Annotated in this window: 13 protein-coding genes and 1 pseudogene; 7 read left to right on the forward strand and 7 right to left on the reverse strand. The window is 27.1% G+C overall.

The window, feature by feature from the left end; translation table 11 throughout:
- The first annotated feature begins 154 nt into the window (after nucleotides 1-154).
- Both EQF90_RS05945 and EQF90_RS05950 read left to right on the forward strand, forming a co-directional pair.
- Nucleotides 155-535 (forward strand): DUF1622 domain-containing protein, encoded by a 381-nt coding sequence (locus EQF90_RS05945; protein ID WP_245152902.1) that lies wholly within the window; start codon nucleotides 155-157, stop codon nucleotides 533-535.
- Between the two features lie 83 nt (nucleotides 536-618).
- The gene (locus EQF90_RS05950) at nucleotides 619-1,425 is read left to right on the forward strand and encodes a PrsW family glutamic-type intramembrane protease (RefSeq protein WP_134711988.1); all 807 of its coding nucleotides are present in this window, start codon (nucleotides 619-621) and stop codon (nucleotides 1,423-1,425) included.
- 101 nt (nucleotides 1,426-1,526) lie between these two features.
- Here EQF90_RS05950 and EQF90_RS05955 read toward each other — a convergent pair whose 3' ends face one another.
- Both EQF90_RS05955 and EQF90_RS05960 read right to left on the reverse strand, forming a co-directional pair.
- On the reverse strand, nucleotides 1,527-6,704 hold the full coding sequence (locus EQF90_RS05955) for a S8 family serine peptidase (RefSeq protein ID WP_134711989.1): 5,178 nt from the start codon (nucleotides 6,702-6,704) through the stop codon (nucleotides 1,527-1,529).
- A gap of 3 nt (nucleotides 6,705-6,707) precedes the next feature.
- Nucleotides 6,708-7,406 carry a hypothetical protein gene (locus EQF90_RS05960; protein ID WP_134711990.1) on the reverse strand — a complete coding sequence of 233 codons (699 nt, stop codon included), beginning with the start codon at nucleotides 7,404-7,406 and terminating at the stop codon, nucleotides 6,708-6,710.
- Nucleotides 7,407-7,632: 226 nt separating this feature from the next.
- Here EQF90_RS05960 and EQF90_RS05965 point away from each other — a divergent pair, with 226 nt between their 5' ends.
- Entirely contained in the window at nucleotides 7,633-8,847 is a 1,215-nt protein-coding gene (locus EQF90_RS05965) for an IS256 family transposase (RefSeq protein WP_330167155.1), read from the forward strand.
- A gap of 290 nt (nucleotides 8,848-9,137) precedes the next feature.
- Here the strand turns inward: EQF90_RS05965 and EQF90_RS05970 are convergent, their stop codons facing one another.
- The gene (locus tag EQF90_RS05970) at nucleotides 9,138-11,513 is read right to left on the reverse strand and encodes a YSIRK-type signal peptide-containing protein (protein ID WP_330167156.1); all 2,376 of its coding nucleotides are present in this window, start codon (nucleotides 11,511-11,513) and stop codon (nucleotides 9,138-9,140) included.
- 153 nt (nucleotides 11,514-11,666) lie between these two features.
- Complete coding sequence (locus EQF90_RS08380) at nucleotides 11,667-11,756, reverse strand: hypothetical protein (protein ID WP_209021437.1); 90 nt, start codon at nucleotides 11,754-11,756, stop codon at nucleotides 11,667-11,669.
- 118 nt (nucleotides 11,757-11,874) lie between these two features.
- On the opposite strand from EQF90_RS08380, the pseudogene EQF90_RS05975 reads away from it, so the two are divergent.
- Nucleotides 11,875-13,340 (forward strand): annotated as a pseudogene (locus EQF90_RS05975) (IS1634 family transposase); the annotation flags it as partial.
- A 222-nt stretch (nucleotides 13,341-13,562) separates the two neighbouring features.
- Here EQF90_RS05975 and EQF90_RS05980 read toward each other — a convergent pair.
- The 3 genes from EQF90_RS05980 to EQF90_RS05990 form a co-directional block, all read right to left on the reverse strand.
- Entirely contained in the window at nucleotides 13,563-14,777 is a 1,215-nt protein-coding gene (locus tag EQF90_RS05980) for an IS256 family transposase (RefSeq protein ID WP_330167155.1), read from the reverse strand.
- A 101-nt stretch (nucleotides 14,778-14,878) separates the two neighbouring features.
- The gene (locus tag EQF90_RS05985; RefSeq protein ID WP_134712051.1) at nucleotides 14,879-16,960 is read right to left on the reverse strand and encodes a YSIRK-type signal peptide-containing protein; all 2,082 of its coding nucleotides are present in this window, start codon (nucleotides 16,958-16,960) and stop codon (nucleotides 14,879-14,881) included.
- Between the two features lie 257 nt (nucleotides 16,961-17,217).
- Entirely contained in the window at nucleotides 17,218-18,444 is a 1,227-nt protein-coding gene (locus EQF90_RS05990; protein WP_134712052.1) for a diphosphate--fructose-6-phosphate 1-phosphotransferase, read from the reverse strand.
- A gap of 176 nt (nucleotides 18,445-18,620) precedes the next feature.
- Here EQF90_RS05990 and EQF90_RS05995 point away from each other — a divergent pair, with 176 nt between their 5' ends.
- The 3 genes from EQF90_RS05995 to EQF90_RS06005 all read left to right on the forward strand — a co-directional run bounded on the left by EQF90_RS05995 (nucleotide 18,621) and on the right by EQF90_RS06005 (nucleotide 22,216).
- The gene (locus tag EQF90_RS05995; RefSeq protein WP_134712053.1) at nucleotides 18,621-19,262 is read left to right on the forward strand and encodes a deoxynucleoside kinase; all 642 of its coding nucleotides are present in this window, start codon (nucleotides 18,621-18,623) and stop codon (nucleotides 19,260-19,262) included.
- A 33-nt stretch (nucleotides 19,263-19,295) separates the two neighbouring features.
- Nucleotides 19,296-20,111 (forward strand): PAQR family membrane homeostasis protein TrhA, encoded by an 816-nt coding sequence (trhA, locus tag EQF90_RS06000; protein ID WP_209021435.1) that lies wholly within the window; start codon nucleotides 19,296-19,298, stop codon nucleotides 20,109-20,111.
- Nucleotides 20,112-20,176: 65 nt separating this feature from the next.
- Nucleotides 20,177-22,216 (forward strand): hypothetical protein, encoded by a 2,040-nt coding sequence (locus EQF90_RS06005; protein WP_134712054.1) that lies wholly within the window; start codon nucleotides 20,177-20,179, stop codon nucleotides 22,214-22,216.
- The last annotated feature ends 7 nt before the right edge of the window (nucleotides 22,217-22,223 follow it).

The following is a 22,223-nucleotide window of genomic DNA, read 5'->3' on the forward strand; positions in this document are numbered from 1 at the left end:
TCTTTCAATTATTTCTAAAATCGTAGAACCTAATATATTTTACGAAAAAATTATAGCACAAAAATATTTCGTGAAAAACTTTTTAACAATAAAGTTATATGTTAAAATTAGTGTATTATATATTAGTTAGTGTATTATATATTAGGGGGAAAAAATGGAACAAATACTACATAATATTTTATCAACTGTTGCTCCAATTATAATTACAGCTTTAGAACTTATCGGAATCGCCATAATCGCATTTGGAAGTTTGGCGGCTCTTTATAATTTTGCAAAACACAAATTTGATTTAAGAGAAAATAGAACCAAGATAATCTTAGGCGAAGCTTTAGCTCTCGGACTTGAGTTTAAACTGGGTTCAGAAATTATAAAAACCGTCATAGTTAGAGATTTAAATGAATTGATTATATTAGGTATAATTGTAGTTTTAAGAGTTGTACTAACATTTGTAATTCATTGGGAAGTAAAACAAGCAAATCTTCCCCATGATTTTAAAAATGCAAATCCTATAAAAAAGTCTAATCATGCAATATAGAAAAGTCGCTATATCAAACATAATTTAAACATATTTTTTCAATATATTTATTTTATAATCATTATAAATATATTGGAGGATATATGATAAGAAAAATTTTATTGTTAATTATAAGTGTTTTGTCTTTTATTCGAATCAAAGAAGAATATTTAATATTTGATACTCTTATAAAATCAAATACTAATTTGTCTAGTTTTTTTCTAGCAATTTTAAGTTTTGGTATTTACATAGCACCACTGGCAATCATGTCATACATAGCTGCAAAAAAATATAAATTAAAATTTAGTTATTTCCTAATAAGTATTTTCTTTGGCTTTTTTGTAATTTCTCACTGGTCCGGAATTGCAAACATAAAATTTCATGATATACTTTCAGGAATAATAAAAAATAAACAGTTTATGGATACATGGGGGCCAAGTATTGTACCTGTAATTGTAGAAGAAGGTTTTAAGCTTACATTAGCATTAATTATAATATACATATTTAATATAAAAGATATATTTAATATTTTACTTGTTGGTATCGGTGTCGGATTAGGCTATCAATTTTCAGAAGACTATGCATATATATTGGGAGCAATGATCGAGGGTAAAAATATTTTTTCAGAAGTACTTTCAAGATTTAGTTCAGCATTTGCCGGTCACTGGATATTTAATGCATTTTTAACTACAGGTGTAGGTTATTTAATTTTTTATAAAGAAAAAAGAAAAGAATATCTATCATATTTTTGGATAATATTGCCATTTTTACTTCACGCAATATGGAACAGCCCTTATGTAGAAAAATATCCAATGTTAATTTATATAATTATTCCAATAAGTTGGGCATTTTTATTTAAGCTTGTAAAAGATATTATAAATACTCAAAAAAACAATTATGGAAATATTTAAAAATAAAGAGCCGTTACTAAATAAAAAATTATTTAGTAACGGCTCTTTATTTTTTTAATTCCTTTTGATTTTTCACTTTTGGAATTGTCTTCTTCTACTTTTTAATGTTCGTGATCATGGTCATGATCATCTTTATGGTCGCCATCTGTTATTTCATCAAATCTGGTTGCTTTCTTTTGATTAAATTTCATTTCTTTTAATTCTTTATTAAGCAGTTCTTCCTGAGCAGTGGCATCATCTTTTTTTAATTTAAGGTCTTTTGATTTAACAATATTACTTTCTTGATTTTTATTTTCTTCTTCAAATGTTCTGAAAATAAAAATTGATTTTTGTGTAGTATAATTTGCTAAGTCTTTGGCAAATAATTTAATTTCGTTTTGACCCGGTTTTAATTTAAATGTATATTCTTTTTCAATTTTAACTCCAGGCTTGTCAAAGGTTAAAGTAGTTTTATCTACCTTATCAAGTAGAGAGTCATTATGATAAAGACTAAGTTTTAATGAATTATCTTCTGAAACTACCTTTATAGTTACTTCGTCGCTTTCAAGGTTTCTACTAATTACTTGATATGAAAGGTTTGGTGTAAGATTATCAAATAATACTCTTCTAACTATGCTTGATTCTAAATTTTTAGTAGTTACAGCTTTTACTTGTATATTAGTATTAAATCTGTCAACTTCTATAGCGGATTCAAATCTATAACCGGACCCATTATAAAGATTTTTATTACCGTTTGAATATAGTATTTGTTCATCTTTCTTTAATTTGTCCTTAGTTATAATTGCAGGTTTTCCGATTTCATTTCCATCATTGTCAAGTTTACTAATGATAACTAATTCTACACTATCATCAGAATTTACATAACCTACAAAGCCTTTTATGAATATATGATTATCTTCTATAGTTTTTGCGTTACTTATCACATCTAGTAATCTTTGAGTTTCAAGAAATACAGCAGGATATTTTTTCTTTGAATTGTCATTATTTATCAATTGAGTATCATCATCAAAATGACGATGTCCATGTCCATTGATATTTGGAGATACTGATGGTATATCTTCATATTTATCTCCGTATTCAAATTTAATTTCTCCATCTGATTTAAGATTTAGGCTTAATTGGATAGAATATTCAGAAATAGAGTATTTATCTATAAGTTTACCACTCTCAACATCAAAACTAAAACTTGTTCTTTCCAATTTATTTTCTTCATTTCCCTGCTTCAATATAACCTTATTGATTTTCTTAGTTTGATCTTTACTTTTATCAAATATCATCTCAACATAAACTGTACCGGCAGTTACATCACTAGAAACTCCACTGTCTTTATTTGTAATTTCTTTATTATTGATTTTTATCTTACTAAACCTAGATAAATCTGAATTTTCAAAACTCAATTTTACTTTTTTATTTGAGTTATATTCAGGAATTTTCCCTTCTTTTACAAATGTATAAATATCTAGCTTTAAATCACTACTTTGTATTGTAAATTCGATAGTTTTTTTATTTCTATCAAATGCAATTTTATAATTTTCTGCATATTTTCCATTAACACTACCTTCTCTAATAACCTCTTCAATATTTTTTCCTTGTTTAATTTTTAATGTATCTAAATGTTTGTTACTATCATTAAATACAATTTTTACTTTTAATTCTTTTTCTAAAGAGCTGTATATAGGGCTATTTACTTCTTTATCTCCTATATATAACTTAGCATTTGGTTTTATATGATTTTCATAATTTAGAAAGTTAAGTGTATTGTAACTACTATTTTCTCCGGTTTCTTTTATTGATTCTACTGAATTTCCCAGATAGTCATTAACAAGTAATTTAACATGAGTCCTATCGGCATAAAATGGAACTTCAAAGTGCAATTCTTTTGCAGTTGAACCATTTCTATAAACTTTAATTATAGAGTCAACATCAGGTTTATCGCTAACTTTTTCAAGTGGTATCTTTATCTTATTTCCATCTTCGATTTTTAATAAGTTTTCTCCACTATTTAAGTCTTTTTCATAGTCAACTATTTCTATACTTATATTTTTACCGTATTTTACAGTTTTTAGATTTTTGTCGCCTATAAACCCTTCTGCTAGTTTCTTTATATTTTCAATAGTAAAGCTTGAAAATAAATTATTTTTATTTTCTTTATTTTTCTTATTTTTACCCGGTGCTTGATTTAATTTATCTAAATCCAATCCACTCTTTTTATCTATATTTTCAACCTTATTAGAGTATTTTAGGGACATAATTGAAACTTTTCCTATACCTGACTCATTGTCTTTAGCGGAGAATTTTAATGTCTTCATTCTATCTTTGTTATGAATATTTTCAATAACAAAATATTTTATCATTTCCGGTTTTAAATTATCGATTACTATTGGATATTGGTAAACTTGAGTGTTTGTTTTTCCATATTGTTTATTATTTAATTTTGCCTTAATTTGATATAAATATTTTTTACCTGCTTGTGCTTCTTTTCCATCTATTTTACCATCCCAAATAGAATCAATCATAGGGATAAAGCTATTTTTGATTTTTAATCTGCTTAACTTTCTTACATCATAGGTTTTACCTAAAACTCTTAAAACCTCTTTTGTATCAGCGTCTAAAATAGAAAATTCTATTTCTTCCATATTTCTTAAAGGAGCTATTCTTGCAATTACATCCTTAAAATATTCACTATTTGGAGATAAATAAACTGTATTATCTATTATAGGTAATGGTCCCCCATTTGATGTTAAAAATGCGGACGAATTGATATTATTTTTCTCGTTAACAACAAATTGAGCTTTTTCCTTTTCTTTTTGATATTCAGGAATTGCAAAAGCATCTATAGCTCTTTGATTAGACCAATCTCCATAAAATCCTAAAAATGGTATAACCAAATTTTCTTTATCACTGTCAACTTTTATAAATCCTTCTAAAAAGTTATTTTCTTCTAAATTAGAATCACTATAATCCGCTACAAAACTTACTTTTTTAGTACTGTTTGCAGGTATTGTTTCACTTAATTTTTTTTCTGAATTACTGCTATTTAATTTCTCAGGTTTTTGTGTTCTGCTTCCATCTGATATTGGTTCATAAATAGCACTATGTGAAATTGTAACATTTTTTTCAGAATTGGAAAAGTTTTGAATTTCCAATTCTACATTAAAGCTTTTTTTATCAATTTGTCTTAATTCAAGTTTACCATCAGCTACTTTATCATTTTCTCCTGTAGCTTTAACAGTTAATTGTGTACTAATTGCTTTCTCTAAATTTATTTTACCGGCTCCCTGTTGTCTTACAAAATAATAATTGTTTTTTTCGTCAGATATAGGAGTAGCGGTATTCATAAGTAAAAGCTTTATAAAATCAGGATCGTTCGGCATATCATTTCTGGTTTTTAAATATTGTTTAACTATAGCAGAAGCACCGGCTACTTGAGGAGCCGCCATTGATGTACCGCTCATATTTTTATATGCTTCATCCTCAGCAAGTGAATAGATATTTCCACCTACAGCTGTAATTTCGGGTTTTATCCTTAAATCAGGTGTTGGCCCCCATGATGAAAAGCTTGAAACTTTTCCTTTATTTTCATTATCAATTTCTGAAGGTTGAGTTTTAATTATCAAATTAAACGGAAGTTTTTTAGCCTCATTTTGATTCTTAGTGCTAATTAAATCTTTATAAGTTTCTTGTTTTATAATACCGACTGTAAGATTTCCCGCTTTCCCTGTCAGCGTTATCCTTCCACCCAGATAATCTGTTTGTTTTTCAGTTTTATACATTATAATTGCTTTTGGGGATTTTCCCGCAATATTTTCTAAAACTTGGTTAAATGTTTTAGCCTCTTCCGAACCGGGATATTCGACAAGTGCTATTTTATCTTTTATTCGATTATCATTTAAATCTTTACCTTTTTTTAAATCTACTATATCTGATGATATCTCTCTGTTATAATCTTTTGAAGCTACAGCTAAATTGATTATTGCTTCTTTACTTAAATTTCTATTTCTTCCGTTATTTAAATCAAACCATTGTATCTTATAAACATATTTTTTGTCATTTTCCATAGATGCTACAGCAAAAGAGTTTTCATCAACAGCAGGGTTTGCAATTTCAGAAGTATCATAAACCGACTCTAAAGGTTTAATTCCAACACCATAAAATCCGTCAGTAATAGTGCCGTCATTTCCGGATGCTACGGATATTAAAATCCCTGCATCTTTTGCTTTTTTCATCATTTCAGCTTCAGGATAATATTTTTTATCTACATAGCTAAATCCTGCCGCAGTCCCCAAACTCATATTAATTACGTCAGCTTTCAATTTTATCGCATCATCTAATGCCTTTAACCATATATCCGTAAAGGTGGTAGGATATTGTATATCATCCGAAAAAACTTTCAATGATAATATTTGAGCATTTGGAGCCACCCCATATTTGTTATTTTTAGTATCATTTGCCCCTATTATCCCTGACACATGCATTCCGTGCATTGCACCATAGGAATCAAATAAATTTTTGTTGTTATCATAATAGTTATATCCATAAGGAATTTTTTCAGAATAAAAACTACCCTTTAAATTTTTTTCATTTATTATTTTTTTTATATCTTCTTCTTTAAATCTTGCTTGACTCTTAGCATTTTCATCAAGTTTTAATGCACTATGATTGTAATCAATACCCGTATCGATTACAGCAACTACAGTCCCCTCACCTTTATATTTAACACTATCCCAAACTTGATTTGCTCCAATTATTTGTTGTGCATTTTTTAATAAAGGTCTATTGAATTCTTGAGAAATGTAAACTTTTTTTACATTAGAATTTTTTTCAATCTTACTAATATCATTTCCCTTTACCTTAAATGACACACCATTCATAACAGTATCGTAATTTAAAACTTTATCTTTAATATCTACGTTTTTTTTCAACTCATTTATCAAATTATTTTGAGAATCTTTTATCTTCTCCTTATTTTCTTTTATTTTCGTTTCAGAAATATCTGCAAGATTTTTATGCATTTTATTAGCATAATCTAAAATTGAATCTTCTTTAAGCTCGACTATAACCCTTACATCACCGCTATTAAATTTTTCCCTCTGTGCCTTTAACTTATCAATCTCTTGTTTTGTATCATTATATTCGGTTAAATTTTTTTCGGTATTTTTTTCTGTACTTTTTACTATAGCATCACTTTTATTACTTTGAGCATAAATTTTTGGCAAATTTACAGATGAAAGTAACAAAGAAAATGCCAATAAAAACGACAATATTCTTCTTTTTTTCATATTCTATTTTACCCTAACCTTCACTTTTATAATTACTTTTCCATAATCATGTCCATTAATTTCCAAATCATCTTTAATCTTTGCGATTACTTCATAGTCTCCAGTTTTACCGCTTTTAACATCTTCAAGACTATCTCCGGACCACTCCAACTCGTGTAATTTATTTTCAAACTCTCCAGTATTTGCAAGTCCCACAAGACTCTTTTTAGGCAATTCAACCTTATTTTTATCAAAAACTAAATACTTATCTTTTCTCAAATTTGAATTTAACAATATATACTTATCAGATGGTTCTACATTTATATTTTTTTCTTCCGAATTAGGTGATTTTTGTTTTCTTTGTTCAGAATTTTCATCGGAATTAACATCGGAATGTTCACTATGATTTTCTTCTATTACATCTCGAGGTATAGAAACATCATTATCTCTAACTAAATCATCGTCATTATATTGCTCAATATCACTATTTTTTACTGAATCTTTTTTAGCAATGTCTTTTTTTTCTTTTTTCAATTTACCCTTTTTATTATCAACCTTAATTTTCTTATTATCATTATCAATTACCACTTTTTTATTTTCCTTAATATTTTTATCTTCACTTTTTGATTCAAAATTGCTTAAAGCCACTCTAAAAATATAGTAAGAAAATATTAAAAATATCAGTATAAATGATATAAATAAAATTTTTTTCTTTTTCTCCATACCGCCTCCGTTAATTGAGAATAATTCTCATTACTATTATTATACAAATATCAAATATATATTTCAAGTAAAATATACTAAAATTCACACTCTAATTTATAATATTCCAATCACAACGAATATTTAATTAGACATAAAAAAATTGTTGCAAAGAGACTGTAATAAATTTTGTGTATGAAAATCTTTCTGATTAAGGTAATATAAACTTAATCAGGAGGATTTTTTTATGGGAAGAAAAAGACCAGAAACAGCAAAAAGTAGATTAGCAAAACAATTAATAGAGTCATATGATATAAAAACTGCTCAAGATATACAAGAAGCATTAAAAGACTTGCTAGGAGAAACGATAGAAAGCATGTTAAAAGCAGAACTTGATGAGCATTTGGATTATGAATATGGACAAACACCACTTTCAATAAATACAAGAAATGGAAGTAGTAAAAAAACAGTTAAATCTAGCATTGGAGAACTAGAAATAAATATACCAAGAGATAGAGATGCAAGTTTTGAGCCACAAATATTGAAAAAATACGATAAAGATATTTCAAATGTTGAAGCACAAATAATATCAATGTATTCTAAAGGTATGACAACAAGAGATATTTCATCACACATTAAAGATATATATGGTTTTGGAGTATCAGCAGGACTTGTAAGCAGCATTACAAATAAAATATTACCAACTATTGATGAGTGGCAAAATAGACCTTTAGATAAGGTTTATCCTTTTGTATTCATAGATGCAATACACTATCATGTAAGAGAAAATGGTCTAATAGTAAAAAAAGCTGTATACATAGCTTTAGGATATAACATAAATGGTTTTAAGGAAATATTAGGAATGTGGATTGGAGAAAATGAAACATCTAAATATTGGCTAATGGTTCTAAATCAAATGAAAGATAGAGGTTTGGAAGATATTTTAATAATATCAAGTGATAATTTACCAGGAATAAGTCAAGCAATAGAAGCAGTATTTCCAAAAACAGAAATACAAAAATGTATAATTCATCAAATAAGAAATTCAACAAAATTTGTATCATATAAAGATTTAAAAGACTTAATGAAAGACTTAAAAATGGTATACCAAGCAAAAAATGAGAAAACAGCATTACAAAATTTGGAAAACTTTGAAGAAAAATGGGCAAAGAAATATCCCGGATGTGTAAAAAGTTGGAAGAATAATTGGGCTGAACTTTCAACATATTTTAAGTATCCAAAAGATATAAGAAGATTAATATATACAACAAACTCAATAGAAAATTTTAATAGACAGTTAAGAGAAGTAACTAAAAATAAAGCAATATTTACAAATGATTATGCACTAGCTAAAAGTCTGTATTTAGCAATGGTAGATGCATCAAATAAATGGACAAGTAGAATGAATCAATGGGATTTAATAATATCTCAATTATCTATTTATTTTGAAGGTAGAATTTAATTTTCTTTGTTGAAGAATAAACAAAACCAAAGGCAAAGTCAAGGGTTCGCTTCGCCGAAAATTCGCCCTCGACTGTGTCTTTGGTTTTGTATACCTAAAATTAGGAAAATTAAATTTGATAAATTTAAAATTTTATGTAACAATCAAATTGAAAAATAAAATATCTGATCAGAATTAATTTTTCAAAAATATCAATATATCTTAATCAGTAATAGACTGATACACAAAATTATTTACATAACCGTTGCAAAACAACTTAATAGTCATTTCGCAACAAATTATTTTATATATTATTCATCTTTTTTTCTTGTTGCAACTAATGCTGCTCCTGCTGCTAATGCAGTCACTACACTTGTCACCACACCTAAATCTCCTGTTTCAGGATTTTGGTTATTTTCAGATGGTTTTTGTTGTGGTTGTGGTTTTTCTACTTGTGGTTGTTCCACTTCTGGTTTTTCTACTTGTGGCTTGTCATCTGAAACCTTATCTTCAACAACTGTTAATGTTGTCTTTAAGATTGCTGAATAGTATTTATCTGTTTCTTTTGATACCACTTCTATCACATATTTTCCTAATGGCAATTTTTCCAAGTAGGAATTTTTCAATGTAACCATTGTGCTTCCATCTTTTACTTCGTAATTTGAAGGATCTAATACTTTTCCACCAACTCTAACTTCTACAAATGATGAAATTTCCGCATCTGTCTTGATTACAATGTCTTTCATTGAACCTTTTACATATTTTACTGATTCTTCAGTTAATAGATGTGGGTTTACCTTTGTAATTGGTTTAATTGGTTTAATTGGTGTTGCAGGTGTTAATGGTGTCCATGGCACACTTGGTTTTTCAGGTTGTATTGGTTTTATTCTATCTAATTGAGATTTTCTACCATCCAAATCTTCTTTCTTCCAAGCATCTGATAGACCTTCTAAATCTTTATTTATCTTAGCTCTCTTTTCTTTTTCCTTTGCTTCTTTTAGTAATCTTTCTCTTTCTTTTAATTTTCTATCTTCTAATCTTTTAGCTTCTGCTACTATTTTATCTACATCTTCCTTATTTGAAGCTTCATCTATTAATTTCTTTGCTAAATTCTTTGAGTGTTCTGTTATTGTTTTTAATCCATCTATCTCTTTTTTAGCTTTTTCTTTCATTTTTCTATTTTCTAAAATTTTAGCTTCTGCTACTATTTTATCTACATCTTCTTTATTTGAAGCTTCGTCTATTAATTTCTTTGCTAAATTCTTTGAGTGTTCTGTTATTGTTTTTAATCCATCTATCTCTTTTTTAGCTTTTTCTTTATATTCAATGATTTCTAGTTGACGTGCTCTTTCTGTTTCATCTTCTTTATTCCATGCTTCAGAAAAATTATTTGTTCCTAACTCAATCTTACTTGCTACATCTATTAATTTTTCATTTAAATCAGGATACTTTCCACTTGTTAAATCATAAGCATCATTGAAATTGGATTGTGTTGGTTTTCGTGCATAATCTTTCACAGCCTTAGCCGCTGTATTTTTTTCATTCGCTAACTCTAAAGCAACATTAGCAGAATCAACTCCATTTGCTGTTTTTACATTATTTATATAAAAAGACTTATCACTTTCACTTATGTATTTTAAATCACTAATTTTTTCAGCTATTTTCTTCTTATCTGAATTTCTTTCTATAGCATTGTCTAGCAAAACCTTCATGCCTTTTATAGCTTCTTCTTGTGTACTTTTTATTATCTCTTTTCTTAGCAACTCCCTGTAATGATTCATATCATCATCACTTAGATATTCTAATTTCTCTAATCCTATTATTAAATCAACTTCTGTTTCATACTTCTTAAGTTCTTCTAAGTTTTGAGCCCTTTTTATTCTTAAATTTAGTCTATCAATATCTTCTATGTTTTTCATTTTATTTACTTCAGACTTTAATTTATTTATAGCTTCATTTTCTTTTTCCATTTTAGATATTAACAACGGAGTTTCTCTAACAAGTGAATCCACTTCAATATTTCTGAAATCTTTATCATTAATTAATTCTTTTATTTTCGCAGTTTTTGCTTCTAAAATATTTTCAGATTTACTAAAATAATTTCCATCTTTGTCTAATAAAACTTTTGAAGCATTATCAAAAATAGATTTTAAAATTCTAGCATTTTTAGCATTTTTTGAAATAATTGAGCTTAATATATTTTTAATAATACCTTTTTTTAAAAAATTTTCATTTCTACTATTAAACAAAACTTGTTCAATTATTTTTTTTTCCTCAGATTTAGTTAAATATATAGTATTATCAAAAAATGCATTTATTAAATCATGAGGAGGAGTACTTAATGCAGTTTTATGTATACTATCAAATACTACATCAATCAAATCATCCAAATTTTTAGCACTATTAATTCTACTATAAATTCCATCAATCACTGAACTAAATCTCGCATCATCAATTTTATCAATTTTACTCTTTATATTCTCTTTAATCTTATTAAGCTCTTCTCTAGTTAATCCATCCTCTGAATTTTCCTCAGCAGCATACACTACCCCCCCCCTAGAAAAATCAGCACCATAGATGTTCGATACGCCAAGTATAGTAAATGCCCCTACTACAACAGACACTACTCCTATGGATAATTTTCTTATAGAATATCTTATTATTCTATTTTTATTTTGTCCTTTCATATTTACTTCTCCTCCAAATTTTATTTGTTAATTATAATTATAATAAATATTAACAATATTTCAAGCATTTTTTGTAAAAAAATGATATTTTGATGAATAAAATTTACATCTGTTAAAAATTTCTTAATTATGACAAAAATAACATCTAAATATTTATAAATCAAAAAGCTCTGTTGGGTCTATTTTAAATTGCAACATATTGGAAGTTAATCTTCCGTTATCTCCTCCCCGGGAGTTTGACAGTTAAATATTAAAAAATCTTTTGTAGACATTGAAATGTCTATATATTTCGTCAAATTTTTTTAAAATAATTATAGTATTGTTTAGTATTGTATCATATAATGTTACATAGGAGGATTTTATGAGACTTAATATTATGAAATCAAAAAATGCTGAACAACTGTATATCATTAAATCCATCAGAAAAGATGGTAAATCTACAACTCGAATTATGAAAAAACTTGGCACTATGCTTCTCTTTTACCAAAATTTGGTAATGATAGAGATAGTCTAATTGCTTGGGCTAAAAATGAAGATAAGATTCTTACTGAATTAGAAGATGAAGGAAAAGTTTCTTTTGATGTTTCTTTTAATGAATTAAACCAAATAGAAATTGGTAAAAAGAAAAATTTTAATATTGGATATCTTTTTGTAAATTTTTTGTATCATCAACTTAGTCTTGATAAAATTTGCGAAGATATTTCTAAGAAACATAAAATTGAATACAACTTATCAGATGTACTTAATATGTTAATCTCAACACGTATTATTGCACCATCTTCTAAATTATCTTCATATGATTATGCTTTTAATTTTTTAGAACAACCTTCTTTTGAATTACAGCATGTTTACAGAAGCCTAGATATTCTTTCAAAGCATTCTGATGAAATTCAATCATTAGTTTATGCTAACAGTGATAATTTAATAGATAGAAACAAAGAAGTTCTTTATTATGACTGTACAAACTATTTTTTTGAAATTGAACAACCACGTGGATGTGCACAATATGGAAAAAGTAAAGAACATAGACCAAACCCAATTGTACAAATGGGATTATTTTTAGATGGAAATGGTCTACCTCTGTGCTTTTCAATATTTGATGGTAACAAAAATGAACAGCCAAGTCTTAAACCTTTAGAAAAGAAAATATTAAAAGATTTTGGATTATCTAAGTTTATTGTATGCACAGACGCTGGACTTGGAAGTTATGAAAACAGAAAATTTAATTCAAAGCTAGAGAGATCATTTATTGTTACTCAATCATTAAAAACCGTAAAGGATCATATTCAAAAGTGGGCTTTAGATCCCAATGGATGGAAAATATCCGGTTCTAAAAAAACGTACAACATTGACAATATTAATGGAAAAGAATTTGAAGAAACAATATTTTTTAAAGAAAGATGGATAAATGAAAAAGGACTTGAACAACGTCTAATCGTCTCATATTCAATTAAACAAAGAAATTATCAACAATACATTAGACAAAAACAAATTGATAGAGCAAAAAAGATAATTTATACTCCAAGTAAGCTAAAAGAAAGAAATCAAAATTCTCCCAAAAGATTCATAGATGAAACAAGTGTAACAAATGATGGAGAAATTTGTGATAAAAAAATTCTAAACTTAAATGAAGAAAAGATAAGAAAAGAAGAAAAATTTGATGGATTTTATGCTATCTGCACAAATTTAGAAAAAGATATTAACGAGATTATTCACATTAACAAAATGAGATGGCAGATTGAGTCTTGTTTTAGAATTATGAAGTCAGAATTTAAAACTAGACCTGTCTATTTAAGAAATGAAGATGGTTATGTAAATAATTTTGTGTATCAGTCTATTACTGATTAAGATATATTGATATTTTTGAAAAATTAATTCTGATCAGATATTTTATTTTTCAATTTGATTGTTACATAAAATTTTAAATTTATCAAATTTAATTTTCCTAATTTTAGGTATACAAAACCAAAGACACAGTCGAGGGCGAATTTTCGGCGAAGCGAACCCTTGACTTTGCCTTTGGTTTTGTTTATTCTTCAACAAAGAAAATTAAATTCTACCTTCAAAATAAATAGATAATTGAGATATTATTAAATCCCATTGATTCATTCTACTTGTCCATTTATTTGATGCATCTACCATTGCTAAATACAGACTTTTAGCTAGTGCATAATCATTTGTAAATATTGCTTTATTTTTAGTTACTTCTCTTAACTGTCTATTAAAATTTTCTATTGAGTTTGTTGTATATATTAATCTTCTTATATCTTTTGGATACTTAAAATATGTTGAAAGTTCAGCCCAATTATTCTTCCAACTTTTTACACATCCGGGATATTTCTTTGCCCATTTTTCTTCAAAGTTTTCCAAATTTTGTAATGCTGTTTTCTCATTTTTTGCTTGGTATACCATTTTTAAGTCTTTCATTAAGTCTTTTAAATCTTTATATGATACAAATTTTGTTGAATTTCTTATTTGATGAATTATACATTTTTGTATTTCTGTTTTTGGAAATACTGCTTCTATTGCTTGACTTATTCCTGGTAAATTATCACTTGATATTATTAAAATATCTTCCAAACCTCTATCTTTCATTTGATTTAGAACCATTAGCCAATATTTAGATGTTTCATTTTCTCCAATCCACATTCCTAATATTTCCTTAAAACCATTTATGTTATATCCTAAAGCTATGTATACAGCTTTTTTTACTATTAGACCATTTTCTCTTACATGATAGTGTATTGCATCTATGAATACAAAAGGATAAACCTTATCTAAAGGTCTATTTTGCCACTCATCAATAGTTGGTAATATTTTATTTGTAATGCTGCTTACAAGTCCTGCTGATACTCCAAAACCATATATATCTTTAATGTGTGATGAAATATCTCTTGTTGTCATACCTTTAGAATACATTGATATTATTTGTGCTTCAACATTTGAAATATCTTTATCGTATTTTTTCAATATTTGTGGCTCAAAACTTGCATCTCTATCTCTTGGTATATTTATTTCTAGTTCTCCAATGCTAGATTTAACTGTTTTTTTACTACTTCCATTTCTTGTATTTATTGAAAGTGGTGTTTGTCCATATTCATAATCCAAATGCTCATCAAGTTCTGCTTTTAACATGCTTTCTATCGTTTCTCCTAGCAAGTCTTTTAATGCTTCTTGTATATCTTGAGCAGTTTTTATATCATATGACTCTATTAATTGTTTTGCTAATCTACTTTTTGCTGTTTCTGGTCTTTTTCTTCCCATAAAAAAATCCTCCTGATTAAGTTTATATTACCTTAATCAGAAAGATTTTCATACACAAAATTTATTACAGTCTCCCATTTCGCAACAAATTATTTTATATATTATTCATCTTTTTTTCTTGTTGCAACCAATGCTGCTCCTGCTGCTAATGCAGTCACTACACTTGTCACTACACCTAAATCTCCTGTTTCAGGATTTTGGTTATTTTCAGATGGTTTTTGTTGTGGTTTTTCCTCTTCTGGTTTTTCTACTTGTGGTTTTTCCACTTCTGGTTTTTCTACTTGTGGCTTGTCATCTGAAATCTTATCTTCAACAACTGTTAATGTTGTCTTTAAGATTGCTGAATAGTATTTATCTGTTTCTTTTGATACCACTTCTATCACATATTTTCCTAATGGCAATTTTTCCAAGTAGGAATTTTTCAATGTAACCATTGTGCTTCCATCTTTTAGTTCATAATTTGAAGGATCTAATACTTTTCCACCAACTCTAACTTCTACAAATGATGAAATTTCCGCATCTGTCTTGATTACAATGTTTTTCATTGAACCTTTTTCATATTTTACTGATTCTTCAGTTAATAGATGTGGTTTTATCTTTGTAATTGGATTAATTGGATTAATTGGATTAATTGGTTTAATTGGTGTTGAAGGTGTTAATGGTGTCCATGGCACACTTGGTTTTTCAGGTTTTACCGGTTTTATTCTATCTAATTGAGATTTTCTACCATCCAAATCTTCTTTCTTCCAAGCATCTGATAGACCTTCTAAAGCTTTCTTTATTTTTGCTTTCTTTTCTTTTTCTATTTCAGAAATTAATTTTGAAGTTTCTTTTATAAGAGAATCTACCTTACCATTCCTAAAATCTTTTTCTTCAATTATTTTTTTTATTTTTATCAATTTATCTTTTAATTTTTTTACAGAATCACTAATATGATTCTTATTTGTATCTAATAAAACTTTTAAGGATTTATTTAAAATATTTTTTAATTCTCTACTATTTTGAGCTCCTTTTGAAATAATATTGTTTAAATTACGTTTAATCGGTTCTAATAAAACCTTATCTCTACTATTGTTTAAAATATCTGTACTTAATTGAGATTCTTCAGATTTATTTAAGTACAATGTATTATTAAATATTGACTTTATTAAGTCTATCGGATATATACTATCTGCGGTTTCATATATATTATCAAACACAACATTAATTAATTCATCTAAATTTTTAGCCGCATTAATTCCATCAATTAAATGACCAAATCTTTCAAATTTAATTTTACCTATTTTACTCTTTAAATTCTCTTTAACTTTATTAAATTCCTCATCAGTTAATCCATACTTATTTAACTCATCTTCTTTTAATTCACCACTTATATTACCATTTTTAGACTCTTCACCTGGGTTTTCTGCTTGAGGTTTGTCTGTTTCTTCTGTTTTAGAATCATCTTCCGGGCTATCTGCTTGAGGTTTATCTCCTTGAGGTTCGTCACCTTGAGGTTTATCTTCATCTTTTTCTTTTTCTTTTTCTCTTTCTCTTTCTTTTTCTCTTTCTTTTTCCCTTTCTCTTTCTTTTTCTCTTTCTCTTTCTTTTTCCCTTTCTCTTTCTTTTTCCCTTTCTCTTTCTTTTTCTTTATCTTTCTTAATTTTTTCTTTTTCCTGTTCAGGAGATAAGGTCTTTTCAATCTTTGTATTAAAATCCGTTAATAAAAGTTTGCTATCACTTTTACTTAGATATAAAATTTTCTCATCTAATCTAGAATCTGTTATTTTAATCTTAAATTTATAATTTCCATCTAAAAATTTTTTTTCAAATGTATCAGATAATATAATTTTTCTATTATCAACACTATTTTTAAAATTTACAACATTTATGTTATCAAATTCTTCATTATAAAATATTAATTCAAATTTAGTTATTTGAGATACTTCTCTTATATTTTTCTTAAAACCTTCTAAAATCAAATATACTCTATTATCAACAACACTAATAATGGTTTTATTATATTTATCTACTAATGATTCACTAGATTCAGCATACACTACCCCCAGCCTAGAAAAATCAGCATCATGGCTGTTAGATGAAATACCTAATATAGTAAATGCTCCTACTACACATGAGACAACTCCTATAGATAATTTTCTTATAGAATATCTTAATATTCTATTTTTATTTTGTCCTTTCATATTTACTTATCCTCCAATCTTATTTATCAATCATAATTATAATAAATATTTACAATATTTCAAGCTTTTTTTTAATGATATTTTGATTAATAAAATTTACATCTGTTAAAAATTTCTTAATTATAACCAAAATGACATATAAATATTTATAAACAAAAAGATCTGTTGGGCATATGAACTGACCTCCTCCAAGTTGTATTTTTTAGGTCCAACTTTTTGGGGTAACCTTACTATTTTAAATTGCAACATATTGGAAGTTAATCTTCCATATTAATTATCTCCCCCAGTGATATATATTGTAATATACCATCTTCATAATCTTGAATAACTTCACCTTTAATCAGCGGTAAAGCATATTCAATAATTTTTCTTTCAAGTGTTTCTTGAGTTTCAAACCATTCTTTAGGAACTTTTTTTTCTTTATTTGCAATTATTTCGGATTCAATATATTCATATTTTGGCTTATATGTATCAGACTCCTCCCTTATAATTACAGGTACCATATTAGTAGTTGATTTAGCAATCTCTAGTGATTTATATCCTAAATTGAAAGCTTCTTCTGAGTCAGTCTTACTAATTAAGTGATTTACTCTTTGAACAATACTCAATTCTACAGCTTTTGTTTTAATATCAAGTTGCTGATAGATATATTCTGAAAGTCTTCTTGACATACCTGAAATAATCGGATGGTTAAATCCCTCATCATATGTTCGTTCAATTTCTCTCTTAAAGTTATTTTTTGCATCAACAAAGCCTTCTGATATTACTATTATCAAATTATCTTCTTTTTCATGAGATTTTTTGATATCTTCAATTATTTGTTCTTTGTTTATCTTCATTTCTGATAAATAAACCAAGTTTACAATTTTTCTACGTCTATTATAATTTGCTAACAGAGAACTGGCAGCTAACCAACCGGCATTTCTTCCCATTATTTCAACTATTGTAACAGTTTTTTTCTTGTAAATGTCTACGTCTTTTCTAATATCAACGATTGTATTTACAATAAATTTTGCAGCTGATCCAAATCCGGGTGAATGATCCATTAACATTAAGTCATTATCAATTGTTTTGGGCGAACCACATATATTAATCCAATTTATCCCTTTATATTGCATGTATTTATTCAATTTCAAAACTGTATCCATTGAATCATTACCACCAATATATACAAAAATAGAGATGTCATATTTTTTTAATTGCTCAAAAATTTTAACATAAATTTCATCTTCCATATTATCAGGAAGTCTAAATCTACATGAACCTAATATTGAAGAAGGTCTTTTTTTTAGTCTTTCTTTTCCATTCGCATTTTCAAATTTTTCTTTATTAAATTCAACTATATCACTAGTTAATAATCCCTCTATACCATTTTTGCAGCCGAAAATTCTAAAATCATTATCAAATGCAGCTTGAATCACTCCTGACAATGAAGAATTAATAACACTTGTAGGTCCCCCGGACTGTCCAACTAAACAATTCATCTTAACTCCTTAAATTTTTAATTATTATTTATTTTATCACATAATGTAATAATTTGTAGAATAAAGTTTCATTATACAATATATAGTATATTACAATTTTATTTACCAACTTATAGTTGAAATTAATTAATATTAGATATATAATCTTAACATTAATAAAGATTAAAGAGGTTATTATGGGAGGAGACAAATACGTGATAGTTTTAGCTGGAATGATTGGAGCCGGAAAAACAACATATACCAGATATATTTCTGAGCATTTTGGTAGTGAGGCATTTTATGAAAGTGTTTCTGATAATCCAATTTTACAAAAATTTTACCATGATAAAGAAAGATGGGGTTTTGCTCTTCAAGTTCATTTCTTAAACACAAGATTTAAGAGTATTAAAGAAGCATTATTACACAAAAATAATGTGCTTGACAGATCAATTTATGAAGATTCTCTGTTTACACAAATTAACTACGAGCAAGGAAATATTACAGAGGAAGAGATGAATATTTACAATTCACTACTTGAAAACATGATGGAAGAAATTGACGGCATGCCAAAAAAATCTCCGGATCTTCTAATATACTTAAGAGGTTCATTTGATAAACATATGCAACATATCAAAAAAAGAGGTAGAGATTACGAACAAGAAGATAAACAGGTAGAATATTTTAAGCTTCTGCACAGCAGATATGATAAGTGGTTTAGCAAATATGACAAGAGTCCTACACTTGTATTTTCAATTGATGAATTGAGCATCGAAAATCCTGAAGATAGAAAATATATTTTAGAAACAATTGAAACAAAATTAGAAGAAATAAGAGGATAGTTTTATCTCCAATAAAGATAAAATAAATCATATATGAGAAGTAATGAAGACGAGCTTTTAGAACAATACAATAAAACAAGAGAAGATTTAGAAAAAAACAAACTTAAAATTAAGCAAATCAAAGAACAAACTAAATTTACCAAAGAAGAATATTTAAATATTATAAAAAAAATAGAAAAATCCGATGTTTCAAATAATTCAGAATTATGCAGGATTAAACTATACCATTACAATAAAAAAATAAATATTTTAACAGAAATATTTAACGCAATCACTCATGGTATTGGTGTTTTCATAGGTGTAGTTATTTTATTTTTACTATTAATAAAATCAAAAACATCTATTGATTATATCGCTTATAGTATATATGCCTCTTCATTCATACTACTTTTTTTAGCTTCGACTTTATATCACAGCTTAAGTTTCACAAAAGCAAAAAAAGTATTTAGAATAATTGACCACTCATCAATATTTTTACTTATAGCAGGTACTTATACACCTTATTTATTAATTAGTTTATATAACAAAAACGGATTACTGTATTTCATAATAATATGGGCTATAGCCATAATTGGAATCAGCATAAAAGCAGTCATGTTTGATAAATCAAAAAAATTAGGATTAATTTTATATATCGCTATGGGCTGGATAAGTTTATTGATGATTAATGACTTACTTAAATCTATTGACATAATGGGTATAATTTTGCTTGCATTAGGAGGACTAACCTATACTTTCGGAGTCTACTTTTACAAGAAAAAAGATATGCTATTTTCTCATGTAATTTGGCATCTATTTGTACTCGGCGGAGCAATATTGATGTTTATGTCCATATGTTTTTTTATTTGATAAATTAATAAAAAATGTTATAATAACGCTGTAAATTAATTACATTAATAAGGAGTTAATAATTTATGAAAAAATCAAAAATAATTTTTTTACTTGCTGCAAGCATTATACTATCATCAAATCCGATAATCGGTACAGGATTTAAAAAGGTATATGCAAACCAAACTATAAACAATAAATATTTTGTTGAAGTTATCAAAGATAAATTTGACGATTTTTTAAAAAATGTAAAAGAAGAAGCAAAAAATCAAAATATAAATGAGGTATTTATCCATAAATTAGGAAGCGACACTTTACACAAAAGTAGTGCTGTAAATATAAATGAAATCAACAACGCTCAAGACCTATTTAAGGGAGATAATGAAAATACAAGTAATGAAAAATATGTATTTGTAAAGATAAATGGAAAATTTATCACAGAAAATAAAAGAATTGTTATAATGAATGAAAATGATATTGTAGTTACTACAAAATCTGAATATGAAAATAAGTTGAAAGAAAGAAAAAATGATTTAAACAACTTTTCATATAAAAACGGTAAAATACACTCTTTAGAAAAAATAGAAGATGATAAATTCTTTTTCACTCTATTAGATGCTCACGGGATTTGGATGGGAAAAGAAATAAAAGAAACTAATTTAAATGATATCAAAATATACACTAAAGATTTAAAAATCGAAAATAAGTTAACCGTATATAATGGATTTGGATCTATAATAGAGGAAGGATTTAATCATAATCTAACTTTTGATAATTTCAAAAAAAATGATGAAGATATAAAAAAAATGATCGAATCTGCAAAAATAACAAAAGATGACGAGGATCGTGAAAAAATCAAAAAATTTGCAATAGAGATGGGAAAAATCAATTACGATTTTAGTACTTTATACAGCGATCAATACTCATCAAAATATAATTCCGCATCTGATTTATTTGCAGTAACAAGAAAAAAATCTGCTATGTGTATGGCTTTTGGAACAACAGCTTCAAGAGCATTTAATCTTATGGGGATTCCGGCATATGTAGCAACTGCAAAAGTTGAGAGTGGAGGACTTCATATTGTAACAAGAGCTTTCTATGATGGAAAATGGCATACTGTAGATTTAACAAGCAGTAAAAGGGATATAGATATATCAGGTTATTCTGAATATATGTTTTATCGTAGCGAGGATAAATATCAAGAAGTTGATAAAGATTATTCGCCAAAAGAATCATTAGCACATACCTATCTTTTAGCTAACTCACAAGTTATTATTTATAAAAAATATGAAGAATGGGCTCAAAAACAAAAAATTAAAGATTTAGTAGCCGTTAATACAGACGCAATTTATGATTATGCACAAAAAGATTTGACCGCTATGGAAAGAGACCCTGAAAATAAAGTTAAAGAGAGATTAGAAAAAAGAAGAATCGAAAAAGAAAAAGAAGAAGAAAGAAGAAAAATACAAGAAGAAAAAGATAGAAAAGCATGGGCGGAATGGGAATTAGAGAAAGAGCAAAATAAAAAACGTCAACAAGAAGAATTAAGAAAATTACAAGAAAAATTTGAAGAAGAAGAAAGATTAAAAAAACAACCTCAAACACTAAAACAGCCCGCAAAAGATAATAAAATCAAATTAAAAAATAATGATAAAAAAGATATAAAAAATATTAATAAAGGTTGGAATAAGATTAATAACAAATGGTTTTATAGAAATAATCTTAATAAATTAGCTAAATCTGAATGGGTTTATGATAAAGAATATTCAGCTTGGTACTACCTTTTAGATAACGGCGAAATGGCCACCTCTAAATGGATTAAACATGCCGACTCTAAATGGTACTACCTTTTAGATAATGGCGAAATGGCTACCTCTAAATGGATTAAACATACCGACTCTAAATGGTACTACCTTTTAGATAATGGCGAAATGGCCACCTCTAAATGGATTAAACATACTGACTCAAAATGGTACTACCTTTTAGATAATGGCGAAATGGCCACCTCTAAATGGATTAAACATACCAACTCTAAATGGTACTACCTTTTAGATAACGGCGAAATGGCCACCTCTAAATGGATTGATGGATGGTATGTAAATGCTGACGGTGTATGGGTAGAGTAAAAATTAT

The sequence above is a fragment of the Helcococcus ovis genome (genome assembly GCF_004524775.2).
GTDB lineage: Bacteria > Bacillota > Clostridia > Tissierellales > Peptoniphilaceae > Helcococcus > Helcococcus ovis.

Excerpts from the sequence above, each read along its gene's own strand:
- EQF90_RS05955 (WP_134711989.1), bottom strand. The coding sequence starts at position 6,704 with ATGAAAAAAAGAAGAATATTGTCGTTTTTATTGGCATTTTCTTTGTTA.
- EQF90_RS05970 (WP_330167156.1), bottom strand. The coding sequence starts at position 11,513 with ATGAAAGGACAAAATAAAAATAGAATAATAAGATATTCTATAAGAAAA.
- EQF90_RS05960 (WP_134711990.1), bottom strand. The coding sequence starts at position 7,406 with ATGGAGAAAAAGAAAAAAATTTTATTTATATCATTTATACTGATATTT.
- EQF90_RS05990 (WP_134712052.1), bottom strand. The coding sequence starts at position 18,444 with ATGAATTGTTTAGTTGGACAGTCCGGGGGACCTACAAGTGTTATTAAT.
- EQF90_RS05985 (WP_134712051.1), bottom strand. The coding sequence starts at position 16,960 with ATGAAAGGACAAAATAAAAATAGAATATTAAGATATTCTATAAGAAAA.
- EQF90_RS05950 (WP_134711988.1), top strand. The coding sequence starts at position 619 with ATGATAAGAAAAATTTTATTGTTAATTATAAGTGTTTTGTCTTTTATT.
- EQF90_RS05995 (WP_134712053.1), top strand. The coding sequence starts at position 18,621 with ATGGGAGGAGACAAATACGTGATAGTTTTAGCTGGAATGATTGGAGCC.
- EQF90_RS05980 (WP_330167155.1), bottom strand. The coding sequence starts at position 14,777 with ATGGGAAGAAAAAGACCAGAAACAGCAAAAAGTAGATTAGCAAAACAA.
- EQF90_RS05945 (WP_245152902.1), top strand. The coding sequence starts at position 155 with ATGGAACAAATACTACATAATATTTTATCAACTGTTGCTCCAATTATA.
- trhA (WP_209021435.1), top strand. The coding sequence starts at position 19,296 with ATGAGAAGTAATGAAGACGAGCTTTTAGAACAATACAATAAAACAAGA.
- EQF90_RS05965 (WP_330167155.1), top strand. The coding sequence starts at position 7,633 with ATGGGAAGAAAAAGACCAGAAACAGCAAAAAGTAGATTAGCAAAACAA.
- EQF90_RS06005 (WP_134712054.1), top strand. The coding sequence starts at position 20,177 with ATGAAAAAATCAAAAATAATTTTTTTACTTGCTGCAAGCATTATACTA.